Source organism: Enterobacter sp. UPMP2060 (assembly GCF_053709655.1).
In genome coordinates, this window is sequence record NZ_JBSKJQ010000002.1 from 272,881 (window position 1) to 296,157 (window position 23,277).

The 23,277-nt window shown below is 54.9% G+C and carries 22 protein-coding genes; 17 read left to right on the forward strand and 5 right to left on the reverse strand.

Features of this window, described 5'->3' with window-relative positions:
* The first annotated feature begins 40 nt into the window (after positions 1-40).
* Positions 41-592 carry a phosphodiesterase gene (yfcE, locus tag ACWKXN_RS06775; protein WP_032659187.1) on the forward strand — a complete coding sequence of 184 codons (552 nt, stop codon included), beginning with the start codon at positions 41-43 and terminating at the stop codon, positions 590-592.
* A gap of 55 nt (positions 593-647) precedes the next feature.
* Positions 648-1,202 carry an NUDIX hydrolase YfcD gene (gene yfcD, locus ACWKXN_RS06780; protein WP_023312551.1) on the forward strand — a complete coding sequence of 185 codons (555 nt, stop codon included), beginning with the start codon at positions 648-650 and terminating at the stop codon, positions 1,200-1,202.
* Positions 1,203-1,205: 3 nt separating this feature from the next.
* Here the strand turns inward: yfcD and ACWKXN_RS06785 are convergent, their stop codons facing one another.
* Positions 1,206-2,225 (reverse strand): LacI family DNA-binding transcriptional regulator, encoded by a 1,020-nt coding sequence (locus ACWKXN_RS06785; RefSeq protein ID WP_029741925.1) that lies wholly within the window; start codon positions 2,223-2,225, stop codon positions 1,206-1,208.
* A 234-nt stretch (positions 2,226-2,459) separates the two neighbouring features.
* Between ACWKXN_RS06785 and ACWKXN_RS06790 the strand changes: the two genes are divergently transcribed.
* The 5 genes from ACWKXN_RS06790 (at position 2,460) to ACWKXN_RS06810 (ending at position 6,442) form a co-directional block, all read left to right on the forward strand.
* Positions 2,460-2,903 (forward strand): PTS sugar transporter subunit IIA, encoded by a 444-nt coding sequence (locus ACWKXN_RS06790; protein WP_058841559.1) that lies wholly within the window; start codon positions 2,460-2,462, stop codon positions 2,901-2,903.
* Positions 2,904-2,983: 80 nt separating this feature from the next.
* On the forward strand, positions 2,984-3,256 hold the full coding sequence (locus tag ACWKXN_RS06795) for a PTS sugar transporter subunit IIB (protein ID WP_003861447.1): 273 nt from the start codon (positions 2,984-2,986) through the stop codon (positions 3,254-3,256).
* A gap of 21 nt (positions 3,257-3,277) precedes the next feature.
* Positions 3,278-4,669, forward strand: coding sequence for a PTS ascorbate transporter subunit IIC (locus ACWKXN_RS06800; RefSeq protein WP_023312548.1), 1,392 nt, complete (start codon positions 3,278-3,280; stop codon positions 4,667-4,669).
* Positions 4,666-5,496: a transketolase gene (locus ACWKXN_RS06805; RefSeq protein WP_454543533.1), complete on the forward strand. Its 831-nt coding sequence runs from the start codon at positions 4,666-4,668 to the stop codon at positions 5,494-5,496. Before ACWKXN_RS06800 ends, ACWKXN_RS06805 begins: the two co-directional genes overlap by 4 nt.
* On the forward strand, positions 5,489-6,442 hold the full coding sequence (locus ACWKXN_RS06810) for a transketolase family protein (protein WP_454543534.1): 954 nt from the start codon (positions 5,489-5,491) through the stop codon (positions 6,440-6,442). Before ACWKXN_RS06805 ends, ACWKXN_RS06810 begins: the two co-directional genes overlap by 8 nt.
* A gap of 74 nt (positions 6,443-6,516) precedes the next feature.
* On the opposite strand, the gene pta is transcribed toward ACWKXN_RS06810, so the two are convergent.
* Together pta and ackA are read right to left on the reverse strand one after the other, a co-directional pair.
* Positions 6,517-8,658: a phosphate acetyltransferase gene (pta, locus tag ACWKXN_RS06815; RefSeq protein WP_023312545.1), complete on the reverse strand. Its 2,142-nt coding sequence runs from the start codon at positions 8,656-8,658 to the stop codon at positions 6,517-6,519.
* A 76-nt stretch (positions 8,659-8,734) separates the two neighbouring features.
* On the reverse strand, positions 8,735-9,937 hold the full coding sequence (gene ackA, locus ACWKXN_RS06820; protein WP_033146081.1) for an acetate kinase: 1,203 nt from the start codon (positions 9,935-9,937) through the stop codon (positions 8,735-8,737).
* Between the two features lie 337 nt (positions 9,938-10,274).
* Between ackA and yfbV the strand changes: the two genes are divergently transcribed.
* From yfbV to ACWKXN_RS06840, 4 genes are all read left to right on the forward strand, one after another.
* Positions 10,275-10,730 carry a terminus macrodomain insulation protein YfbV gene (yfbV, locus tag ACWKXN_RS06825; protein WP_454543535.1) on the forward strand — a complete coding sequence of 152 codons (456 nt, stop codon included), beginning with the start codon at positions 10,275-10,277 and terminating at the stop codon, positions 10,728-10,730.
* Positions 10,731-10,822: 92 nt separating this feature from the next.
* Positions 10,823-11,317 carry a YfbU family protein gene (locus ACWKXN_RS06830; RefSeq protein WP_008502874.1) on the forward strand — a complete coding sequence of 165 codons (495 nt, stop codon included), beginning with the start codon at positions 10,823-10,825 and terminating at the stop codon, positions 11,315-11,317.
* A gap of 11 nt (positions 11,318-11,328) precedes the next feature.
* Positions 11,329-11,988 carry a sugar phosphatase gene (locus ACWKXN_RS06835; protein WP_454543536.1) on the forward strand — a complete coding sequence of 220 codons (660 nt, stop codon included), beginning with the start codon at positions 11,329-11,331 and terminating at the stop codon, positions 11,986-11,988.
* A 75-nt stretch (positions 11,989-12,063) separates the two neighbouring features.
* On the forward strand, positions 12,064-13,896 hold the full coding sequence (locus ACWKXN_RS06840) for an SLC13 family permease (protein ID WP_047060609.1): 1,833 nt from the start codon (positions 12,064-12,066) through the stop codon (positions 13,894-13,896).
* An 80-nt stretch (positions 13,897-13,976) separates the two neighbouring features.
* Here ACWKXN_RS06840 and yfbR read toward each other — a convergent pair whose 3' ends face one another.
* Both yfbR and alaA read right to left on the reverse strand, forming a co-directional pair.
* Complete coding sequence (gene yfbR / locus ACWKXN_RS06845; RefSeq protein ID WP_182931011.1) at positions 13,977-14,576, reverse strand: 5'-deoxynucleotidase; 600 nt, start codon at positions 14,574-14,576, stop codon at positions 13,977-13,979.
* Between the two features lie 94 nt (positions 14,577-14,670).
* Entirely contained in the window at positions 14,671-15,885 is a 1,215-nt protein-coding gene (gene alaA / locus ACWKXN_RS06850; protein ID WP_008500204.1) for an alanine transaminase AlaA, read from the reverse strand.
* A gap of 937 nt (positions 15,886-16,822) precedes the next feature.
* Between alaA and lrhA the strand changes: the two genes are divergently transcribed.
* From lrhA to nuoF, 6 genes are all read left to right on the forward strand, one after another.
* Positions 16,823-17,761: a transcriptional regulator LrhA gene (lrhA, locus tag ACWKXN_RS06855; RefSeq protein WP_029741933.1), complete on the forward strand. Its 939-nt coding sequence runs from the start codon at positions 16,823-16,825 to the stop codon at positions 17,759-17,761.
* Between the two features lie 631 nt (positions 17,762-18,392).
* Positions 18,393-18,833: an NADH-quinone oxidoreductase subunit NuoA gene (nuoA, locus tag ACWKXN_RS06860; RefSeq protein WP_014171000.1), complete on the forward strand. Its 441-nt coding sequence runs from the start codon at positions 18,393-18,395 to the stop codon at positions 18,831-18,833.
* A 15-nt stretch (positions 18,834-18,848) separates the two neighbouring features.
* On the forward strand, positions 18,849-19,523 hold the full coding sequence (gene nuoB, locus ACWKXN_RS06865) for an NADH-quinone oxidoreductase subunit NuoB (RefSeq protein ID WP_003861482.1): 675 nt from the start codon (positions 18,849-18,851) through the stop codon (positions 19,521-19,523).
* 89 nt (positions 19,524-19,612) lie between these two features.
* Positions 19,613-21,415, forward strand: coding sequence for an NADH-quinone oxidoreductase subunit C/D (gene nuoC, locus ACWKXN_RS06870; RefSeq protein ID WP_023312537.1), 1,803 nt, complete (start codon positions 19,613-19,615; stop codon positions 21,413-21,415).
* 2 nt (positions 21,416-21,417) lie between these two features.
* Entirely contained in the window at positions 21,418-21,918 is a 501-nt protein-coding gene (gene nuoE, locus ACWKXN_RS06875) for an NADH-quinone oxidoreductase subunit NuoE (protein WP_006176513.1), read from the forward strand.
* Positions 21,915-23,252 (forward strand): NADH-quinone oxidoreductase subunit NuoF, encoded by a 1,338-nt coding sequence (gene nuoF, locus ACWKXN_RS06880; protein WP_023312536.1) that lies wholly within the window; start codon positions 21,915-21,917, stop codon positions 23,250-23,252. The genes nuoE and nuoF overlap by 4 nt, the downstream gene beginning before the upstream one ends.
* Positions 23,253-23,277 lie beyond the last annotated feature (25 nt).

The window sequence follows — 23,277 nt, forward strand, 5'->3', positions numbered from 1 at the left end:
AGGTATGATGGGGGCAGTCTGTTTTCCCGAGGAGTGACTGATGAAACTGATGTTTGCGTCGGATATCCATGGATCGCTGCCCGCTACCGAGCGTGTTCTTTCCCTGTTTGCACAAAGCGGCGCGCAGTGGCTGATTATTCTGGGGGATGTCCTCAACCACGGCCCGCGCAACGCGCTGCCGGAGGGCTACGCTCCGGCGCAGGTCGCGGAAAAGCTCAACCCGTACGCCTCGCGCATCATTGCCGTTCGCGGCAACTGCGACAGCGAAGTGGACCAGATGCTGCTGCATTTTCCCCTTACCGCGCCATGGCAACAGGTGCTGCTGGAACAAAGCCGCCTGTTCCTGACGCACGGGCATCTTTTTAGCCCGGATAATCTCCCGGCGCTCGCGGCTGGCGATGTCCTGGTTTACGGTCATACTCATATTCCGGTTGCTGAAAAGCGCGGTGAGATTTATCACTTCAATCCGGGTTCGGTCAGCATACCGAAAGGCGGTTATCCTGCGAGCTATGGCATGCTGGATGGAAATACCCTGAGCGTTATCGCACTTAATGATCAGCAAGTTATTGCGCAGGTAGCGATTAATCCGTAAGTTACACCTCAACTGCAAACGCGCCGAAAGAGCGCTTAGAAGAGAAGGTTTCCCGATGGTGGAGCAGAGTCATTTGGCAAGTACAGAGTGGGTTGACATTGTCAGCGAAGAGAATGAAGTGATCGCGCAGGCCAGCCGCGAACAAATGCGTGCGGAGCGTCTGCGCCACCGCGCAACGTACATCGTTGTGCACGACGGGATGGGCAAAATTCTGGTCCAGCGCCGCACGGACACCAAAGATTTTCTCCCGGGTATGCTGGATGCCACCGCAGGTGGGGTTGTCCAGGCAGATGAAGTGCTGCTGGATTCCGCACGTCGCGAAGCAGAAGAAGAGTTAGGTATCGCCGGTGTGCCGTTTGCCGAGCACGGTCAGTTCTATTTCGAAGACGAAAACTGCCGCGTCTGGGGCGGGCTGTTTAGCTGCGTCTCCCACGGTCCGTTCGCTCTCCAGGAAGAAGAGGTGAGTGAAGTCAGCTGGATGACGCCGGAAGAGATCACCGCGCGCTGCGACGAGTTCACGCCGGATTCGTTAAAAGCGCTGGCGCTGTGGATGACCCGCAACGCCAAAAACGAATCGACCAAATCAGAGAAAGAGGAAGAGGCTGAGTAAGCGTCAGCAACTCTCTCTCAGACACAGACTGGACGCGATGGGCTTTTGATCGCGCCAGTCCCCGTCATTCAGACGCTCCAGTAGCGCTTTCCCGGCTTCAATTCCAATCTTACGATGCGGCACCGCCATCGTCGTCAGCGGCGGCTGACAGACGCGGCTCACGTCGCTATCGCCAAAGCCGACCACCGCCAGATCGTCCGGCACCTTGATTCGTCTGCGCTGACACTCGTACAGCGCCCCGCAGGCCAGCTCGTCAGAGACGCATACCAGCGCATCCAGCTCCGGCCACGCCAGCAGGAATTCTGGCAGCTGTGCCGCGCCGGTCGAGAAGCTCGGCGGCATTGCCGCGTTAATGACCCGGTTCGGCGACATATGGTGGCGAAGCATGGCTTTGTACCAGCCCTGCAAATGCTGCTGGAAAATCCACTGCTCCTGGTTGGCGCACAGCAGGCCAATATTTTGATAGCCGCGCTTAATCACCATTTCCGTGAGTTCATACATGGCCGCTACGTTATCAATCCCGATATTCATATCAATCGGGTCGGCGCGCATGGCCCCCATCTCCATCACCGGAATGGAGGCGTTTTTCAGCCAGTGGCGAACGGTGTCGGTATGTTCAACGCTGAGCAGGATTGCGGCGGCAATATTCGACGCCAGCAGCGTCTCCAGCAATTTCTCCTCCTGCTCCAGGCGATGCTGGGATTCAGCCAGCATGATCTGATACCCGGCAGGCTGTAGCACCTGCTGTAGTCCGGCGAACATCTCCGAGCATCCGGCTTCGGAGAGGTTAGGCACCACCATGGCTATCGTCCATGACGACGCCGAGGCCAGCGCGCTGGCGGCAAGATTAGGCATATAGCCCAGCTCCTGCACGGCAGCTTCAATTTTTTCTCGTAGTTTATCGGAAACCTGTTCGGGCGTGCGGAGTGCACGGGACACGGTCATCGTGCCCACACCGGCAAGCTGTGCGACATCGGCGAGTGTCACTTTACCGGTACTGCGCCGTTTTCGGGTTAGAGACATACACCTTCCTGCTGACCAGACGCGTTCTTCATTTCCTTCGCTTTACGTGACAGGCAGTATACGCCTTAAATCCCTTTTTTTGCTGTGATTTAGCGCCGTGATTGCAATTTGATAGCGCTATCACATTTCTGCATGTTAACGATTGGTAGCGCTATCTTTGTGATCGCGATCGCAGTCATCCAGCGATGTGTTGAATAAAGTTTGCTCATCTTTAGCGTGTAGCGGGAGTGAAAAGTGCTCAAAAAATGGATATATGATACAACCATCACGCTGCAGGATAGCGTGGAAAACTGGCCGCAGGCGCTGGAGCTGTGCGCGAAGCCGCTTCTGGATATGCAGGTGATTGAGCCTGAATACGTCACGGCCATCATCCAGCAGCACCACACGTTAGGACCCTATTATGTGCTGGCACCAGGGCTGGCGATGCCGCATGCGCGGCCGGAGGAAGGCGCCAAAGGACTGGGGTTGTCTTTATTAAAACTAAAACAGGGCGTCTCGTTTGGTGCCGGTGAGTTTGACCCTGTCGATGTGATTATTATGCTCGCGGCACCGGATAAACATAGCCATATCGAAATGATATCCGCACTCGCAGAATTATTTTCCAGCGACGAGGATATGGAAAAACTGCATCAGGCGAATACCCTGGAGGAAATTAAAACGATTATTGACCGCTTCTGATTTAATTCTTTAATCCGATTATTCACAACATTACGCGACAGCGTGATGGGGCGTGCTCTACTCAAAATAAGGGGACAACAATGAAAATCATGGCTATTTGCGGCTCCGGCCTGGGCAGCAGTTTTATGGTCGAAATGAATATTAAAAAGGTGCTTAAAAAACTGGAGATTGAGGCTGAGGTTGAACATTCCGATCTCTCCTCGGCCACGCCGGGCGCAGCCGATCTGTTCGTGATGGCAAAAGACATTGCGGCCAGCGCCAGCGTGCCGGAAAGCCAGCTGGTGGTGATTAACAACATCATCGACATCAACGAACTTGAAGCGCAGCTGCGCGCCTGGTTCGAAAGACAATAACCCTGATAAGGCGAGGTGGATATGTTTATCCTTGAAACGCTGAATTTCGTTGTTGATATTTTAAAAGTCCCTTCGGTGCTGGTCGGCTTAATTGCGCTTATTGGTCTGGTTGCGCAGAAAAAAGCGTTTTCGGACGTGGTGAAAGGGACGATTAAAACCATTCTTGGCTTTATTGTGCTGGGCGGCGGTGCCACGGTGCTGGTGGGGTCATTAAATCCGTTGGGCGGTATGTTTGAGCACGCCTTTACGATTCAGGGCATTATTCCAAACAATGAAGCGATTGTGTCAATTGCGCTGGAAAAATACGGTGCAGCGACCGCGCTGATTATGGCCTTCGGCATGGTGGCGAATATTATCGTCGCGCGCTTTACCCGCCTGAAGTACATCTTCCTGACCGGACACCACACGTTTTACATGGCGTGCATGATTGGCGTGATCCTGACGGTAGCGGGCTTTGAGGGCGTGGGGCTGGTGTTTACCGGCTCGCTGATCCTCGGCCTGATCATGGCCTTCTTCCCGGCGATTGCCCAGCGCTACATGAAGCGCATTACCGGCAACGATGAGATTGCCTTCGGGCACTTCGGCACGCTGGGCTACGTGCTGTCCGGCTGGATTGGCAGCAAGGTTGGCAAAGGCTCCCGCTCAACCGAAGAGATGAACCTGCCGAAGAACCTGAGCTTCCTGCGCGACAGCTCGATCTCCATCTCCCTGACCATGATGATTATCTACCTGATCATGGCGGTGAGCGCCGGACGTGAGTACGTGGAGGCTACCTTCAGCGGCGGTCAGAACTACCTGGTCTACGCCATCATCATGGCGATCACCTTCGCGGCGGGCGTGTTCATCATCCTGCAGGGCGTACGCCTGATTCTGGCGGAAATCGTTCCGGCCTTTACCGGCTTCTCGGAAAAACTGGTGCCGAACGCGCGTCCTGCGCTGGACTGCCCGGTGGTGTATCCCTATGCGCCAAACGCGGTGCTGATTGGCTTCCTGTTCAGCTTCCTCGGCGGGATTGTAGGGTTGTTCATCTGCGGTCAGTTTAGCTGGGTGCTGATCCTCCCGGGCGTCGTGCCGCACTTCTTCACCGGCGCAACGGCGGGCGTGTTCGGTAACGCCACCGGCGGACGCCGCGGGGCAATGATTGGCGCCTTTGCTAACGGCCTGCTGATCACCTTCCTGCCGGTTCTGCTGCTGCCGGTGCTGGGCGCCATTGGCTTTGCCAACACTACCTTCTCGGACGCCGACTTCGGCGCGGTCGGAATTGTCCTCGGCAACCTGGCGCGCTTCCTGTCGCCGCTTGCCATCACCGGACTGGTTGTGGCGTTGTTCGCGCTGCTGGTGGCGTACAACGTCTTCGCGAAAAACAAACCTGCGGGCGGTAACGCGCAGGAAAACACCGGAGCCAAATCATGAATGAGAAAGAGATAACCGAACTCGCGCGTCAGATCCGTCTTGAGACGCTGAAATCCCTGACGCAGCTGGGATTTGGCCACTACGGCGGTAGCATGTCGGTGGTTGAAACCCTGGCCGTGCTGTACGGCGCGGTGATGAAAATCGACCCGGCGGACCCGGACTGGCCGGAGCGAGACTACTTTGTGCTGTCAAAAGGCCATGCGGGCCCGGCGCTCTACAGCACGCTGGCGATCAAGGGCTACTTCCCGGTGGAAGAGCTGATCACCCTGAACCAGAACGGCACGCGCCTGCCAAGCCACCCGGACCGTCTGAAAACGCGCGGCGTGGACGCCACCACCGGTTCGCTGGGGCAGGGGATCTCAATTGCCGGCGGTATGGCGCTCTCGCACAGGCTGGCGGGGCGACCGAACCGCGTCTTCTGCATCGTCGGTGACGGCGAGCTGAACGAGGGGCAGTGCTGGGAAGCCTTCCAGTTTATCGCTCATCATCGCCTTAACAACCTGACGGTGTTCGTGGACTGGAACAAACAGCAGCTCGACGGCGAGCTGGACGAAATCATCAGCGCGTTTGACCTGGAGGGGAAATTCCGCGCCTTTGGCTTTGACGTGGTGACGGTCAAGGGGGACGACATTCCGGCGCTGCTGGAGGTAACGTCCCGGGTGCCTGCCGCGGACGCTCGCCCGCGGGTGGTGATCCTTGACAGCATCAAAGGCCAGGGGGTGCCGTATCTGGAGCAGCTCAGCAACTCGCATCACCTGCGATTGACCGCGGAGAGTAAAGCGGCCCTCAACGAGACGATTCGCCAACTGGAGGCTTCACATGATTAAGGTTGCACCGGCAGGACAGAAAGACGCCGTTGAGATGCGTAAAGTTTACGCGGGCTTTGTGGCAAAGCAGATTGAGGCGGGAAGCGAGATTATCGCCCTGGAAGCGGATCTGATGAGCTCGATGGCGATGGACGGCGTGGCGCGCGATTATCCGCAGCACGTGATTAACTGCGGCATTATGGAGGCCAACGTCATTGGCACTGCGGCGGGGCTGTCGCTTACCGGGCGTATACCGTTCGTTCATACCTTCACCGCGTTTGCCAGCCGTCGCTGCTTCGACCAGCTGTTTATGTCCCTGGACTATCAGCGCAACAACGTGAAGGTAATTGCCTCGGATGCGGGCGTGACGGCCTGTCACAACGGCGGGACGCATATGTCGTTTGAGGATATGGGCATCGTACGCGGTCTGGCGCATTCGGTGGTGCTGGAGGTGACCGACGCGGTGATGTTTGAGGACGTGCTGCGCCAGCTTATCGACCTCGAAGGCTTCTACTGGGTACGCACCATCCGTAAGCAGGCGCCGAGCGTATATGCCCCGGGCTCAACCTTCACTATTGGCAAAGGCAACGTGCTGCGCGAAGGAACCGATATAACTCTGATTGCCAACGGCATCATGGTGGCGGAAGCGCTGGAGGCGGCGCGCCAGCTTGAGCAGGAGGGGGTCAGCGCGGCGGTCATCGACATGTTTACCCTGAAGCCCATCGACCGGATGCTGGTGAAAAACTACGCCGACAAAACCGGTCGCATCGTCACCTGTGAAAACCACAGCATTCACAACGGGCTGGGATCGGCGGTGGCGGAAGTCCTAGTGGAAACCTGCCCGGTACCGATGCGGCGGGTGGGCGTCAAGGAGCGTTACGGCCAGGTGGGGACACAGGATTTCCTGCAGAAGGAGTATGGCCTGACGGCACATGACGTTGTATCGGCGGCGCGAGAGCTGCTGTAAATAAAAAAGGCGACCCGTTAAGTGGTCGCCTTTTTGTTGCCCGGTAAGCGCTAGCGCCACCGGGCTTTTTAACATTACTGCTGCTGTGAAGACTGGATCGCGGTCAGCGCGATGGTGTAGACGATATCGTCAACCAGCGCGCCACGAGACAGGTCGTTCACAGGTTTGCGCATGCCCTGCAGCATTGGCCCGATGGAGATCAGGTCTGCTGAACGCTGCACCGCTTTATAGGTGGTGTTACCGGTGTTCAGATCCGGGAAGATGAACACGGTAGCGCGACCTGCAACCGGCGAGTTCGGCGCTTTGGATTTCGCAACGTCGGCCATTACGGCGGCGTCGTACTGCAGCGGGCCGTCGATCATCAGGTCAGGACGTTTTTCCTGCGCCAGACGGGTCGCTTCACGTACTTTCTCTACGTCGCTACCAGCACCAGAGGTACCGGTGGAGTAGGAGAGCATTGCTACGCGCGGTTCGATACCGAAGGCAATCGCGGAGTCCGCGGACTGGATAGCGATTTCTGCCAGCTGCTCTGCGGTTGGATCCGGGTTGATCGCGCAGTCGCCGTAAACGTAAACCTGTTCAGGCAGCAGCATGAAGAACACGGAAGAAACCAGAGAGCTGCCTGGCGCGGTTTTGATCAGCTGCAGCGGTGGACGGATGGTGTTCGCCGTGGTGTGAACCGCACCGGAAACCAGACCGTCAACTTCGTCCTGCTCAAGCATCAGCGTGCCCAGCACCACGTTGTCTTCCAGCTGTTCGCGCGCAACGGCTTCGGTCATACCCTTGCTCTTACGCAGCTCAACCAGACGGGCAACGTAGCTTTCGCGAACCACTTCAGGGTCAACGATTTCGATGCCAGCGCCCAGCTCAACGCCCTGAGACGCCGCAACGCGGGTGATCTCATCCGGGTTACCCAGCAGCACGCAGGTCGCGATGCCGCGCTCTGCACAGATAGCAGCTGCTTTAACGGTACGTGGTTCGTCGCCTTCTGGCAGAACAACGCGTTTGCCCGCTTTACGCGCCAGCTCGGTCAGCTGGTAACGGAATGCTGGAGGAGACAGGCGGCGGCTGCGCTCGGAGGTTGCAGTCAGGGATTCGATCCAGTCTGCGTTGATGTAGCCCGCAACGTATTCCTGAACTTTCTCGATACGCTCGTGGTCATCAACCGGCACTTCCAGGTTGAAGCTCTGCAGGCTCAGGGAGGTCTGCCAGGTGTTGGTATTCACCATGAAGACCGGCAGGCCGGTCGCAAACGCGCGTTCGCACAGCTTGCTGACGCGTGGGTCCATCTCGTAGGCACCGGTCAGCAGGATCGCACCGATTTCCACGCCGTTCATCGCGGCCAGGCAGGCGGCAACCAGCACGTCAGGACGATCTGCGGAGGTCACCAGCAGGGAACCTGCGCGGAAGTGTTCCAGCATGTGCGGAATGCTGCGCGCACAGAAGGTCACGGACTTCACGCGGCGGGTGTTGATGTCGCCTTCGTTAACGATGGTAGCGTTCAGGTGACGCGCCATATCGATTGCACGGGTTGCAATCAGATCGAAGCTCCATGGCACCGCGCCCAGTACTGGCAGAGGGCTGGATTCCTGCAGCTTAGCCGGGTCAACTTTGATGACTTTCGCTTTGGAAGAGTCGTCGAAAATCTCGGACAGGTCAGGGCGAGTACGTCCCTGCTCATCCACCGGTGCGTTCAGCTTGTTCACGATCACGCCGGTGATGTTGGTATTTTTCGCGCCGCCGAAGCTGCTGCGCGTCAGTTCGATACGCTCGTTCAGCTGCTCTGGGGTGTCGGTGCCCTGAGACATCACGAAAACGATCTCTGCGTTCAGGGTTTTCGCGATTTCAAAGTTAAGAGACTGGGCAAACTGGTGTTTGCGCGTCGGGACCAGGCCTTCAACCAGCACCACTTCCGCGTCTTGCGCGTTAGCATGGTAGTTAGCGATGATCTCTTCCATCAGCACGTCTTTCTGGTTGCTGGACAGCAGAGACTCAACGTGGCTCATCTTCAGCGGTTCAGCCGCTGGCAGATTGGAGTTCTTGCGAACGATAGTGGTGGTCTGGTCTGGCGCATCGCCACCAGCACGTGGCTGGGCGATTGGCTTAAAGACGCTCAGACGAACGCCTTTGCGTTCCATAGCACGGATAACGCCAAGGCTGACGCTGGTCAGGCCGACGCTGGTTCCGGTAGGGATCAGCATAATAGTACGGGACACGGTTTATCCTCTTTCGTTACCGCCGCAATTGGGCGGGTTACAAAACAGCACCGCCAGCATTGCTGGCGGTGTGGAATCAGGCAGTCAGGCGGTGCGCGTCTTGCGCAATGACCAGTTCTTCGTTAGTTGGGATAACGAGAGCAGGGCGGGTGCCTTCTTTGTTGATGAAGCCAGACTTGCCGAAGCGGGCAGCCAGGTTACGCTCGTGATCAACGTCGAAGCCCAGAACGCCCAGTTTGCCCAGGGACAGTTCACGAACCATTGCCGCGTTCTCACCGATACCACCGGTGAAGATAACTGCGTCCAGACGGCCGTCCATCAGCGCAGTGTAAGAGCCGATGTACTTCGCCAGACGGTGGCAGTAAACGTCCATTGCACGTTTAGCGTCTTCTTTCTCTGCGTAGTTGTCTTCAACGTAACGGCAGTCGCTGGTGACTTCGGTCAGACCCAGCAGGCCAGACTCTTTGGTCAGCATTTTGTTGATCTGGTCAACGCTCATGCCCAGGGTGTCGTGCAGGTGGAAGATGATCGCCGGGTCGATGTCACCGGAACGGGTACCCATCACCAGACCTTCCAGCGGGGTCAGACCCATGGAGGTATCAACACATTTACCGTTGCGGATAGCAGAAACAGAACCACCGTTGCCCAGGTGGCAGGTGATGATGTTCAGTTCTTCAACCGGCTTGTTCAGAACTTTTGCGGCTTCCTGAGTCACATAGAAGTGGCTGGTGCCGTGCGCGCCGTAGCGACGTACGCCGTGTTCTTTGTACAGGCTGTATGGCAGGGCATAGAGGTAAGACTCTTCCGGCATGGTCTGATGGAACGCGGTGTCGAATACGGCCACGTTTTTGTCTTTCAGATTCGGGAAGGATTTCAGCGCTTCAGCGATACCGATAAGGTGAGCCGGGTTGTGCAGCGGTGCGAAGGACGCAGAGTCCTTGATGCCCTGGATCACAGATTCGTCGATCACGACGGAGCTGGTGTATTTTTCGCCGCCGTGGACGATACGGTGACCAATCGCAGTCAGCTGAGCAGACAGTTCTGGTTTTTGTGCCAGAATAGTGTTAACGATAAAGTTCAGCGCTTCACTGTGAGCGGCGCCTGCACCTAAAGCCGCTTCTTGTTTGCTGCCGTCCATCTTCCACTTGATACGTGCTTCAGGCAGATGGAAACATTCGGCCAAACCAGAGAGGTATTCGTCACCGTTGAGCGCATCGATGATGGCGAATTTCAGTGAGGAGCTACCGCAGTTCAGAACCAGTACTAACTTACTCGACATGGAAGTACCTATTATTGATACGTGGCTAAAAAAACGTCAGTGAGTCTAACAGCGTAACGCATGAGGACTCAGACATTTATGATTAACATCATGCCAAACGAACATTGTGGCATGATGGAAGAAATAACTATGATTTTATGCCATTTTGCACAATTTTCAGCCAATGGCATAATATGCAATAATTTGACGAGTTAATGATTCTCGTCTAAGGCCCTATCAGGCTGGCACAGGATACCCGATACGGGGTAGAGATGACAAAATATTTTGAACGTTGTCATAGCTTGTTGTGGTTTTGCACGAAAATTTTAATTTTTATATGTGAAGTTGAGGTACAGCCATGTCGACATCAGAGAACCCGTCCGTAAATTTCTTTAGTCTGTTTCGTCGGGGACAGCATTACGCAAAGACGTGGCCGATGGAAAAGCGCCTTGCGCCGATGTTCATTGAGAATCGCACCATTCGCGCCACGCGCTATGCGATTCGCTTTATGCCGCCTGTCGCTGTTTTTACGCTGTGCTGGCAGATTGCGTTGGGCGGGCAGCTTGGTCCTTCAGTCGCGACGGCGCTCTTCGCCTTAAGCCTGCCGATGCAGGGCCTGTGGTGGTTAGGTAAACGGTCCATCACTCCGCTTCCCCCTTCTATTTTACACTGGTTTTATGAAGTGCGCGGAAAACTGGAGGAGGCCGGACAGGCGCTCGCCCCGGTCGAAGGCAAGCCGGACTACCAGGCGCTGGCGGACACGTTAAAGCGCGCTTTTAAGCAACTGGATAAAACATTCCTCGATGATTTGTGATTGATCATCGAAACGACGACGAAAAGAAGGCACAGTAACAATCAGTTACCGTGTCTTTTTTTTAAAGTGCAATGCGCTACAGGAGTCGAAAGATGGAAATGACCCATGCTCAACGTCTGATTTTGTCCAACCAGTACAAGATGATGACTATGCTTGATCCCGATAACGCTGCGCGCTACAGCCGCCTGCAAACCATCGTTGAACGCGGTTTTGGTTTGCAAATGCGCGAACTGGACCGCGAGTTTGGCGAGCTGAAAGAAGAAACCTGTCGCATCGTGATCGACATTATGGAGATGTATCACGCCCTGCACGTGTCCTGGACGAATCTCAAAGATCAGCAGTCCATCGACGAGCGCCGCGTGACCTTCTTAGGCTTTGATGCCGCAACGGAAGCGCGTTATCTGAGCTATGTTCGCTTTATGGTGAATACAGAAGGGCGCTATACCCATTTTGATGCGGGCACCCACGGCTTCAACGCGCAGACCCCAATGTGGGATAAGTATCAGCGAATGCTAAGCGCGTGGCACGCCTGCCCGCGCCAGTACCATTTAAGCAGCAACGAAATTCAACAAATCATTAATGCCTGACGGAGGTGCGTGTGCAGTGTAGAGGTTTTCTGTTTGATCTGGACGGTACGCTGGTGGATTCGCTGCCGGTTGTGGAGCGTTCCTGGTGCCATTGGGCTGACAGACATGGCATCGACCATCAGGACGTGCTGAATTTTATCCATGGCAAACAGGCCATCACCTCGCTACGGCACTTCCTGGCCGGACGCTCTGAGGACGAAATTCAGGCGGAGTTCAAATACCTGGAACATATTGAAGCCACGGATACGGACGGCATCACAGCCTTACCGGGCGCGCGCGAGCTGCTTGAGCATCTGAACGAAGCGCAGATCCCGTGGGCTATCGTTACCTCAGGCTCCATTCCCGTCGCCCACGCCCGTCACAAGGCGGCAGCTCTGCCGACGCCAGAAGTGTTTATCACGGCGGAGCGCGTAAAGCGCGGTAAACCGGAGCCCGACGCGTTTTTACTGGGCGCTGAACTGCTGGGCCTCGAGCCTGAAGAGTGCGTGGTGGTGGAAGACGCGGCCGCTGGCGTACTGGCCGGGCTGAACGCCGGAAGCCACGTTATCGCGGTGAATGTTCCGGCGGGATCTCCCCGCCTGGAGGAGGCAGACTTTGTGCTGGATTCACTGACGGCGCTGGCTGTTTCGAAAGCCTCTGACGGGGTTGTAACCGTCTCGCTAAAAATGTAATCACATGATATAGCCCCACATTGCTGGGGCTTTTTTATGGCAAAATTCCTCATCTCCCACTGACAAGGACATGTTGTGAACGGTGAACTGATTTGGGTCCTGAGCCTGCTTTTAATCGCCATCCTTCTTTTTGCAACGGGCAAGGTACGCATGGACGCCGTCGCCTTGTTTGTCATCGTCGCGTTTGTGCTGAGCGGTACGCTCACGCTGCCGGAAGCCTTCTCCGGGTTTAGCGATCCCAACGTTATCCTGATTGCCGCCCTGTTTATTATTGGTGATGGGCTGGTGCGTACCGGCGTGGCGACCATCATGGGGTCGTGGCTGGTGAAGGTGGCGGGCAGCAGCGAAACCAAAATGCTGATCTACCTGATGGTGACCGTCGCCGGGCTGGGAGCGTTTATGAGCTCAACGGGCGTGGTCGCCATCTTTATCCCGGTGGTGCTGAGCGTCTCCATGCGGATGCAGATCTCGCCGTCGCGCCTGATGATGCCCCTGAGTTTTGCCGGTTTGATCAGCGGCATGATGACGCTGGTGGCAACGCCGCCGAACCTGGTCGTCAACAGTGAGCTGATCCGGGAAGGATTCCAGGGCTTCAGTTTTTTCAGCGTCACCCCGCTTGGGCTGGTCATTCTGGTGTTGGGCGTGGTCTACATGCTGCTGACCCGGTTTGCCCTGAAAGGTGAAAAACAGGACAAAAATAAAGAAGGGTGGAAGCGACGCACCTTCCGCGATCTGATTAAAGAGTACCGTCTCACCGGGCGCGCGCGCCGTCTGGCTATTCGCCCCGGCTCGCCGATGGTGGGACAGCGTCTTGACGACCTGAAGCTGCGTGAGCGCTATGGCGCAAACGTGATTGGCGTAGAGCGCTGGCGTCGTTTTCGCCGGGTTATTGTCAACGTCAACGGGGTGTCGGAATTCCGCGCGCGTGATGTCCTGCTGATTGATATGTCGACCGCGGACGTGGATCTGCGCGAGTTTTGCAGCGAGCAGCTGCTGGAACCGATGGTGCTGCGCGGGGAGTATTTCTCCGATCAGGCACTGGATGTCGGCATGGCCGAAGTATCGCTGATCCCGGAATCGGAACTGCTGGGCAAAACCGTGCGGGAAATGGGGTTCCGAACCCGCTATGGCCTGAATGTCGTGGGGCTGAAGCGCGATGGCGTAGCGATGGAAGGGGCGGTGGTGGATGAGCCGATCCTGCTGGGCGATATCTTCCTTGTTGTTGGTAACTGGAAGCTAATTAGCCAGCTTGGGCAAAAAGGGCGCGATTTTGTGGTGCTCAACATGCCTGTCGAGGAGAGCGACGCCTCCCCGGCTCACAGCCAGGCGCCCCACGCGATTTTTTGTCTGGTGCTGATGGTGGCGCTGATGCTGACCGATGAAATTCCCAATCCGGTCGCGGCTATTATCGCCTGCCTTCTGATGGGCAAATTCCGCTGCATTGACGCCGAAAGCGCCTATAAAGCCATTCACTGGCCGAGCATTATCCTCATTGTCGGGATGATGCCTTTTGCCCTGGCGCTGCAAAAAACCGGCGGGGTGGATCTGATTGTTAAAGGCTTAATGGACGTTGGCGGCGGGTATGGGCCGTACATGATGCTGGTCTGTCTGTTCATCATGTGCGCCACCATCGGTCTGTTTATCTCCAATACCGCGACGGCGGTACTGATGGCGCCGATTGCGCTGGCGATGGCCAAATCCATGGGCGTGTCGCCGTATCCCTTTGCGATGATGGTCGCAATGGCGGCCTCCGCGGCATTTATGACGCCAGTCTCTTCACCGGTGAATACGCTGGTGCTGGGGCCCGGGAATTATAAGTTCAGTGATTTCGTGAAGCTGGGCGTGCCGTTCACCGTGCTGGTAATGGTAGTGTGCGTGGTGTTGATACCGGTCCTGTTCCCGTTCTGATAATTTTGCCGGGCGGCGGCTGCGCCTTACCCGGCCTGTAACCCGCAGGCCCCGCAAACGCAGCGCTGCTGGGCAACAGATTACAAAGGTGAATCCTGGCTAATCTCATCCAGCGACAGATGGAAGCTCGGCACAAACACCTGCATAAAATAGTCCATCTCTTCGCTGCGGCGAGATTCCAGCGTTTTTTCCAGACGCGTTTTCGCCAGTAGAAATTCGTTATTCCCCGCAGACAGCTCTTCCAGACACTTCAGATAGGCGCAGAGCGCGTCGGCCTGCTTGACCAGCGACTTTTCATCTTCCGTGTACTGAAGCTCATCGATGAGCGGCTCAAAAATGTCGCGCAACTCATCCGGCACCATGTCAATCAGCTTCTGCTGGGCAATTTTCTCGATGGCCTTATATTCCTGCGCAATTTGCGAGTTGAAATATTTCACCGGCGTGGGCAGGTCGCCGGTCAGCACTTCTGACGCATCGTGGTACATCGCCAGCAGGGCGATGCGCTCTGGATTGACCTGGCCGTTGAATTTGCGGTTTTTAATGGCGGCCAGCGCATGAGCAACCATGGCAACCTGCAGGCTGTGCTCTGACACGTTCTCAGTGCGCACGTTACGCATCAGCGGCCAGCGGTTGATGAGTTTCAGGCGGGAGAGGTGGGCAAAGAAATGACTCTGACTCATAGGTTACCTTTTGTCTTCACTGCGACAGGCGTTCATTGTGCGGGGAGGGGAGGGAAGATGCAAATCAGGCTACCGAAGTAGCCTGATTTTAAGATTACTGATGGTATCCGGAGAGGAAGCGCCCGAAGCGGCTGATGGCCATTTCGAGGTCATCTTCGCGCGGCAACGTCACGATGCGCACGTGATCCGGCCACGGCCAGTTAAACGCCGTCCCCTGAACCAGCAGCACTTTTTCCTGAAGCAGGAAATCGAGCACCATTTTCTGGTCGTCGTGAATATTAAAGCGCTTCGCGTCAATTTTCGGGAACATATAGAGCGCGCCATTCGGCTTCACGCAGGAGACGCCCGGGATATCGTTGATCAGCTCCCACGCGCGGTTGCGCTGTTCATACAGGCGACCACCGGGAACGATGAACTCGCTAATGCTCTGATAGCCGCCGAGCGCCGTCTGGATCGCGTGCTGCGCCGGCACGTTGGCACATAAACGCATGGAGGCCAGCATCTCCAGTCCTTCGATATAGCCTTTGGCGTGCTTTTTCGGACCGTTTAATACCATCCAGCCCTGACGGAAACCGGCCACGCGGTAGGTTTTAGACAGGCCGTTAAAGGTGACGGTCAGCAGATCCGGTGCCAGCGCAGCGATTGAGTGGTGCTGTGCCGCGTCGTACAGGATCTTGTCGTAAATTTCGTCGGCAAAGATGATCAGGTTGTGCTGGCGGGCGAGCTCGACGATCTCCATCAGCAGCTCTTTTGAGTACACTGCACCCGTCGGGTTGTTCGGGTTAATGATCACGATGCCGCGCGTGCGGGGCGTGATTTTTGCGCGAATATCATCGAGGTCCGGGAACCAGTCGGAGGACTCGTCGCACAGATAGTGCACGGCTTTCCCGCTCGACAGTGATACGGCAGCCGTCCACAGCGGATAGTCCGGCGCGGGCACCAGCATTTCGTCCCCGCTGTTCAGCAGCGCCTGCATCGCCTGCACGATCAGTTCGGAAACGCCGTTGCCGATATAGATATCTTCAACGGTAACATCACGCATACCGCGCGCCTGGTAGTGCTGCATGATGGCTTTACGTGCGGAGTAAAGTCCTTTTGAATCGCAATAGCCTTGTGCAGTTGGAAGGTTGCGGATCACATCAACCAGAATTTCATCCGGCGCTTCAAAACCAAATGGCGCAGGGTTACCAATGTTGAGTTTCAGAACCTTGTTGCCTTCCTCTTCAAGGCGTTTTGCCTCTTTCAGAACCGGGCCGCGGATGTCATAACAGACGTTATCTAGCTTGCTGGATTTTTCGATAGGGGACATGAACCTTTAACCTTTTCGCTATTATTGCCGCTCCCTGCCGTGGAAGTCAGCACGGAATAATGTACTCCCCCCTCGCTTCGTTTTGAAGGGTGTGCAGTAGAAGATTTTGTGCCGGGAGCAAAATTTTGATAAATCTTTTTCGCTGTGCGTTAGCTTTTTTACTGTCTTAAAGTTGTGCGCATGGCACGATGATAGGTTAAATGTGCTATTCATTTGTCAGAATTCTGTATATTGTGCTGGTGAAAATAAGTGGTGAACCTGACAACGGTAGCAATCACCCTGCGTGACTTTTCGTAAAACCTGAATGCTTGATACATGTTCCTGTAAAAGCATAATGTGGCTAAAAGTTACTCATGTGAAATTAATGTTAAGTGCCATTAATGAATGGTCTTAATCTAAATTAAAATTTATTTATTATTAACCTATAAAATGCAACTTTAGTTAATTTTAATAAAATTAGTTTAGAAGCTTAACATTCTTCTTTAATCCTCAATATTGCAATAAGACTTATAAATAAAGTGGATTTGGGTTAAGATGTCTTTCAGGAAAGCAGAGGACAGATGCAAAAATTTTGTATATCTGGCACTGACTTTTCGAATTAATTGATTGTTATTGTTGGAGTTATCTCTGGCTGGAATGTGTCGCACATCTCCTGCTACGTTGACAGCGCTGCGATAAAGATGGCAGAAAAGGTGTTATACCTTTAATGTAATTTACATAAACCTGCGAACATCTAAATATCCTGAACGTTTAAGAGAATAAAAATAACGTCATGAAACGTGCTTTCTGACTGTTGATATAAAGCAGCACAATAACTATCTGTCAGGCAGTCTGCCGGGCCGGGATGCGAGGGAAAACCTTCAGAGGGAATTGCTTAACTGTTACACACAGCTTCAACCCGGGCAGCTCCGCACGAGCAACCTGAAAGTGAATAGATATGATAAATGCAAATCGTCCGATAATGAATCTCGACCTCGATCTGCTGAGAACGTTTGTTGCGGTCGCCGATCTCAACACTTTTGCAGCAGCTGCTGCCGCCGTTTGCCGAACTCAGTCCGCCGTTAGCCAGCAAATGCAGCGGCTGGAGCAACTGGTTGGTAAAGAGCTTTTTGCACGTCACGGGCGTAATAAGCTCTTAACGGAACACGGTATTCAGCTACTGGGTTATGCCAGGAAAATTCTTCGCTTTAATGATGAAGCATGTATGTCATTAATGTTTAGCAACCTTCAAGGGGTGTTAACGTTAGGCGCATCTGATGAGTCAGCGGATACTATATTGCCGTTTCTTCTCAACCGTATTAGTTCGGTTTATCCGAAGCTTGCGCTGGACGTTAGCGTAAAACGTAATGCCTTTATGGTTGAGATGTTAAATGAGCATAAAGTCGACCTTGTGGTGACGACGCATCGTCCCGGGCAGTTTGATTGCCTGACGCTGCGCACATCACCTACGCACTGGTATTGCGCAGCCGAGTACGTGCTGCAAAAAGGGGAGCCGGTTCCGCTGGTCTTGCTGGATGACCCGAGCCCGTTCCGCGATATGGTGCTCACGGCGCTGAATGAGGCCAACATTCCGTGGCGTCTGGCGTATGTGGCTTCCACGCTGCCAGCGGTTCGTGCCGCCGTGAAGGCCGGTCTGGGCGTAACGGCCCGTCCGGTAGAGATGATGAGCCCCGATCTGCGCGTCCTGGGGAAATCCGACGGTCTTCCTGCGCTGCCGGATACGGAGTATCTGCTCTGCCACAATTCGTCCAGCCATAATGAGTTGGCCAAAGTGGTGTTCGAGGCGATGGAAAACTACCATAACCCGTGGCAGTTCGAGCGCGTTACCTCCGAAGGGGGGGATGACTCCCTGATCGTTGAAGGGGATTTTGAGTGATCGATAGCTCAATATTCTGGTAACAAAATGTAAGTGTAAAAAACAGCCACTCGTGTGATTTTCACATGCAGTGGCTTTTTTTACGCAATAACACCCGCTTATGGCGCAAGGGTTTTCAGGATACTCTCTTATTTATCAATAAGCTGAATACTTTTGCTTAAAACTTGTCCGTTTTCCATTCTAACTTCGCCCATATCCCTCTCATGTTAAAAAAACAGGAAATATGTTGCCGTTTTCCATGTTGAATTAACAAAAGCGTGTCGCAGATCAAGAAAATACTCCTATTTGGGGGGAGGAATCGTTGGCAAATCCTGTCAAAATAGGAGGGTTATTTTTTTTACTTCCGAAACGGACACGATTCAACAACATACATTTGACGGAAAGTCATGCACCCACCAGGGTTAAAGGGCATCAAATGTTAATGAGAATCGCTCGATGTAATTTAATGTGAAGAAACCTTTGTTAAAGTTGACAATAGGTTATAGAAAGGAGTAAAAAACCCCATCATTTTGCTGTCTACGTCTCATTTCTGACAGTTAGTGTAAGGTTATTTGTTCCTCCCCATGAATCGATGTGATGCCCATCTGCCATTAAGAGCAGTGTCGTTGGTATCACTTTTGATGAGTAAGCAATGAGTATGTCAACATCCACAGAAGTCATCGCTCATCACTGGGCATTCGCAATCTTTCTTATTGTAGCCATTGGCCTGTGCTGCCTGATGTTAGTCGGCGGCTGGTTCCTGGGCGGTCGCGCCCGTGCAAGGCACAAAAACACACCTTTCGAATCAGGTATTGATTCAGTAGGTTCCGCTCGCTTACGCCTGTCTGCCAAGTTCTATCTGGTAGCCATGTTCTTCGTCATCTTCGACGTGGAAGCGCTTTACCTTTTCGCATGGTCAACGTCCATCCGCGAAAGTGGTTGGGTGGGCTTTGTCGAGGCCGCAATTTTCATTTTAGTGCTACTGGCCGGTCTGGTTTATCTGGTGCGTATTGGCGCGCTTGACTGGACGCCTGCGCGTTCACGTCGTGAACACATCAACCCGGAAAACAGTATCTCTAATCGTCAGCAGTAACAGCGAGGCAATAAGATGGATTATACGCTCACCCGCATAGATCCTAACGGTGAGAATGACCGTTACCCCCTGCAAAAACAGGAGATCGTAACCGACCCCCTGGAGCAAGAAGTCAATAAAAGCGTGTACATGGGCAAGCTCGAACATGCCATGCACGATATGGTCAACTGGGGTCGTAAGAACTCCATCTGGCCTTACAACTTTGGTCTTTCTTGCTGCTACGTTGAAATGGTGACGTCATTCACTGCGGTGCATGACGTTGCGCGTTTTGGGGCCGAGGTACTCCGTGCTTCCCCGCGTCAGGCTGACCTGATGGTGGTTGCCGGAACGTGCTTTACCAAGATGGCACCTGTTATTCAGCGTCTGTATGACCAGATGCTGGAGCCAAAATGGGTTATCTCCATGGGCGCATGTGCAAACTCTGGCGGTATGTACGACATTTATTCCGTCGTGCAGGGCGTAGATAAATTTATCCCAGTGGATGTGTACATCCCGGGTTGTCCGCCACGTCCGGAAGCCTACATGCAGGCGCTGATGCTGCTGCAGGAATCTATTGGTAAAGAACGTCGCCCACTGTCGTGGGTTGTTGGCGATCAGGGTGTGTATCGCGCGAACATGCAGTCTGAGCGCGAGCGTAAACGTGGTGAACGTATTGCCGTCACCAATCTGCGTACGCCTGACGAAATTTAATTTGCGCCTGTAGGCCTGGAGAACACCTTCGCATATCACTACTCAAATAGCGCGAAGCCAGGCTCAACAGTCACCACGGACCATTTGCAATGGTGAACAATATGACCGACTTAACCGCGCAAGAAGCCGCCTGGCAGACCCGGGATCATCTGGATGACCCAGTCATTGGCGAACTGCGCAACCGTTTTGGGCCGGATGCCTTTACTGTTCAGGCTACCCGCACCGGGGTACCCGTTGTTTGGGTGAAGCGTGAGCAATTGCTGGAAGTTGTCGATTTCCTTAAGAAATTGCCAAAACCGTACGTCATGCTGTTTGACTTACACGGCATGGATGAACGTCTGCGTACCCACCGCCAGGGTCTCCCTGCTGCGGATTTTTCCGTTTTCTACCACCTGATCTCAATAGACCGTAATACGGATATCATGCTCAAGGTGGCATTGTCTGAAAACGACATGCATCTGCCGACGATCACCAAACTTTTCCCGAACGCGAACTGGTATGAGCGTGAAACCTGGGAAATGTTCGGCATGACCTTCGACGGCCACCCGCATCTGACGCGCATCATGATGCCGCAGACCTGGACCGGCCACCCGCTGCGTAAAGACTACCCTGCGCGTGCAACCGAATTCGATCCGTTTGAGCTGACCAAAGCCAAGCAGGATCTGGAGATGGAAGCGCTGACCTTCAAGCCGGAAGACTGGGGCATGAAGCGCGGTACCGACAACGAGGACTTCATGTTCCTCAACCTCGGTCCAAACCACCCGTCTGCGCACGGTGCATTCCGTATTATCCTTCAGCTTGATGGCGAAGAGATTGTCGACTGCGTTCCGGACATCGGCTACCACCACCGTGGCGCTGAAAAGATGGGCGAGCGTCAGTCCTGGCACAGCTACATTCCGTATACCGACCGTATCGAGTACCTCGGCGGCTGCGTCAACGAAATGCCATACGTGCTGGCCGTTGAGAAACTGGCGGGTATCGTTACGCCGGATCGCGTTAACGTGATTCGCGTTATGCTGTCAGAACTGTTCCGTATCAACAGCCACCTGCTGTACATCTCCACGTTCATTCAGGACGTCGGCGCGATGACCCCGGTCTTCTTCGCCTTTACCGACCGTCAGAAAATCTACGATCTGGTGGAAGCGATTACCGGTTTCCGTATGCACCCGGCATGGTTCCGTATCGGCGGCGTGGCACACGATCTGCCGCGCGGCTGGGACCGTCTGCTGCGTGAATTCCTCGACTGGATGCCAAAACGTCTGGCGTCATACGAGAAAGCCGCGCTGCGTAACACCATCCTGAAAGGCCGTTCCCAGGGCGTTGCTGCCTACGGCGCGAAAGAAGCGCTGGAGTGGGGTACGACAGGTGCAGGCCTGCGTGCGACCGGTATTGATTTCGACGTGCGTAAAGCCCGTCCTTACTCTGGCTACGAGAACTTCGACTTTGAAGTCCCGGTGGGCGGCGGTGTTTCCGACTGCTACACCCGCGTGATGCTGAAAGTGGAAGAGCTGCGCCAGAGTCTGCGCATCCTTGAGCAGTGCCTCAACAACATGCCGGAAGGCCCGTTCAAGGCGGATCACCCGCTGACGACGCCGCCACCGAAAGAGCGCACGCTGCAGCATATCGAAACCCTGATCACCCACTTCCTGCAGGTTTCCTGGGGTCCGGTCATGCCGGCGCAAGAATCCTTCCAGATGATTGAAGCGACCAAGGGTATTAACAGTTACTACCTGACCAGTGACGGCAGCACCATGAGCTACCGTACCCGCGTGCGTACGCCGAGCTTTGCGCACCTGCAGCAGATCCCGTCCGCCATCCGCGGCAGTCTGGTCTCCGACCTGATTGTGTATCTGGGTAGTATCGATTTTGTTATGTCAGATGTGGACCGCTAATTATGCACGAGAATCAACAACCACAAACCGAGGCTTTTGAGCTGAGTGAAGCAGAACGTGCCGCGATTGAGCACGAGATGCACCACTACGAAGACCCGCGTGCGGCGTCCATTGAAGCGCTGAAAATCGTACAGAAACAGCGTGGTTGGGTGCCGGATGGGGCGATCTATGAGATCGCGAAAGTGCTGGGTATTCCGGCAAGTGACGTAGAGGGCGTAGCCACGTTCTACAGCCAGATCTTCCGTCAGCCGGTAGGCCGCCATGTGATCCGCTACTGTGACAGCGTTGTCTGCCACATCACCGGTTATCAGGGCATTCAGGCTGCGATTGAGAAAAAGCTCAATATCAAGCCGGGCCAGACCACGTTCGATGGACGCTTTACCCTGCTGCCAACCTGCTGCCTGGGTAACTGCGACAAGGGGCCGACCATGATGATTGATGAGGACACTCACAGCCATCTGACGCCGGAAGCGATTCCTGACCTGCTGGAGCAGTACAAATGAAAACTGTAATTCGTACTGCTGAGACGCATCCGCTGACCTGGCGTCTGCGCGATGACAAACAGCCGGTATGGCTCGACGAATACCAGAGCAAAAACGGCTATGCCGGCGCGCGTAAAGCCCTTGGCGGCATGGCGCCGGACGACATTGTTAACGCGGTGAAAGACTCCGGCCTGAAAGGGCGCGGCGGTGCGGGCTTCTCCACCGGTTTGAAGTGGAGCCTGATGCCGAAAGACGAATCCATGAACATCCGTTACCTGCTGTGTAACGCCGATGAAATGGAGCCGGGCACCTATAAAGACCGCCTGCTGATGGAACAGCTGCCGCACCTGCTGGTGGAAGGCATGCTGATCTCCGCGTTTGCGCTGAAAGCCTACCGCGGCTACATCTTCCTGCGCGGTGAGTACATCGAAGCGGCGGAAAACCTGCGCCGCGCGATTGCCGAAGCCACCGAAGCGGGCCTGCTGGGTAAAAACATCCTGGGTACCGGCTTTGACTTTGAACTGTTCGTGCACACCGGCGCAGGGCGTTATATCTGCGGTGAAGAAACCGCGCTGATTAACTCCCTGGAAGGCCGCCGCGCGAACCCGCGTTCCAAGCCACCGTTCCCGGCAAGCTCCGGCGTATGGGGTAAACCGACCTGCGTAAACAACGTTGAAACCCTGTGTAACGTTCCGGCTATCCTCGCCAACGGCGTGGAGTGGTATCAGGGCATCTCCTCAAGCAAAGATGCCGGTACCAAGCTGATGGGCTTCTCTGGTCGCGTTAAAAATCCTGGCGTTTGGGAACTGCCGTTCGGTACCACCGCACGTGAAATTCTTGAAGACTACGCTGGCGGCATGCGCGATGGCCTGAAATTCAAAGCCTGGCAGCCGGGTGGGGCAGGGACAGACTTCCTGACCGAAGCCCATCTTGACCTGCCAATGGAATTCGAAAGCATTGGTAAAGCAGGCAGCCGTCTGGGTACGGCGCTGGCGATGGCCGTCGACCACGAGATCGGCATGGTCTCGCTGGTGCGTAACCTGGAAGAGTTCTTCGCCCGCGAGTCCTGCGGCTGGTGTACACCGTGCCGTGATGGTCTGCCGTGGAGCGTGAAGATCCTGCGTGCAATCGAACGTGGCGAAGGCCAGCCTGGGGATATCGAGACGCTTGAGCAACTGTGTCGATTCTTAGGCCCGGGTAAAACCTTCTGTGCCCACGCACCGGGTGCCGTCGAACCTCTGCAGAGCGCGATCAAGTATTTCCGCGACGAGTTCGAAGCAGGCATCAAGCAGCCGTTCAGCAATACCCATGCCATCAATGGGATTCAGCCGAACCTGCTTAAAGCGCGCTGGTAACGACAAGAATTTTGATTAACGCTCG

What these genes read in the sequence shown, in the direction of transcription:
- yfcE (WP_032659187.1), top strand. Translation starts at nt 41, where the DNA reads ATGAAACTGATGTTTGCGTCGGATATCCATGGATCGCTGCCCGCTACC.
- yfcD (WP_023312551.1), top strand. Translation starts at nt 648, where the DNA reads ATGGTGGAGCAGAGTCATTTGGCAAGTACAGAGTGGGTTGACATTGTC.
- ACWKXN_RS06785 (WP_029741925.1), bottom strand. Translation starts at nt 2,225, where the DNA reads ATGTCTCTAACCCGAAAACGGCGCAGTACCGGTAAAGTGACACTCGCC.
- ACWKXN_RS06795 (WP_003861447.1), top strand. Translation starts at nt 2,984, where the DNA reads ATGAAAATCATGGCTATTTGCGGCTCCGGCCTGGGCAGCAGTTTTATG.
- ACWKXN_RS06800 (WP_023312548.1), top strand. Translation starts at nt 3,278, where the DNA reads ATGTTTATCCTTGAAACGCTGAATTTCGTTGTTGATATTTTAAAAGTC.
- ACWKXN_RS06805 (WP_454543533.1), top strand. Translation starts at nt 4,666, where the DNA reads ATGAATGAGAAAGAGATAACCGAACTCGCGCGTCAGATCCGTCTTGAG.
- ACWKXN_RS06810 (WP_454543534.1), top strand. Translation starts at nt 5,489, where the DNA reads ATGATTAAGGTTGCACCGGCAGGACAGAAAGACGCCGTTGAGATGCGT.
- ackA (WP_033146081.1), bottom strand. Translation starts at nt 9,937, where the DNA reads ATGTCGAGTAAGTTAGTACTGGTTCTGAACTGCGGTAGCTCCTCACTG.
- yfbV (WP_454543535.1), top strand. Translation starts at nt 10,275, where the DNA reads ATGTCGACATCAGAGAACCCGTCCGTAAATTTCTTTAGTCTGTTTCGT.
- ACWKXN_RS06830 (WP_008502874.1), top strand. Translation starts at nt 10,823, where the DNA reads ATGGAAATGACCCATGCTCAACGTCTGATTTTGTCCAACCAGTACAAG.
- yfbR (WP_182931011.1), bottom strand. Translation starts at nt 14,576, where the DNA reads ATGAGTCAGAGTCATTTCTTTGCCCACCTCTCCCGCCTGAAACTCATC.
- alaA (WP_008500204.1), bottom strand. Translation starts at nt 15,885, where the DNA reads ATGTCCCCTATCGAAAAATCCAGCAAGCTAGATAACGTCTGTTATGAC.
- lrhA (WP_029741933.1), top strand. Translation starts at nt 16,823, where the DNA reads ATGATAAATGCAAATCGTCCGATAATGAATCTCGACCTCGATCTGCTG.
- nuoA (WP_014171000.1), top strand. Translation starts at nt 18,393, where the DNA reads ATGAGTATGTCAACATCCACAGAAGTCATCGCTCATCACTGGGCATTC.
- nuoB (WP_003861482.1), top strand. Translation starts at nt 18,849, where the DNA reads ATGGATTATACGCTCACCCGCATAGATCCTAACGGTGAGAATGACCGT.
- nuoC (WP_023312537.1), top strand. Translation starts at nt 19,613, where the DNA reads ATGGTGAACAATATGACCGACTTAACCGCGCAAGAAGCCGCCTGGCAG.
- nuoE (WP_006176513.1), top strand. Translation starts at nt 21,418, where the DNA reads ATGCACGAGAATCAACAACCACAAACCGAGGCTTTTGAGCTGAGTGAA.
- nuoF (WP_023312536.1), top strand. Translation starts at nt 21,915, where the DNA reads ATGAAAACTGTAATTCGTACTGCTGAGACGCATCCGCTGACCTGGCGT.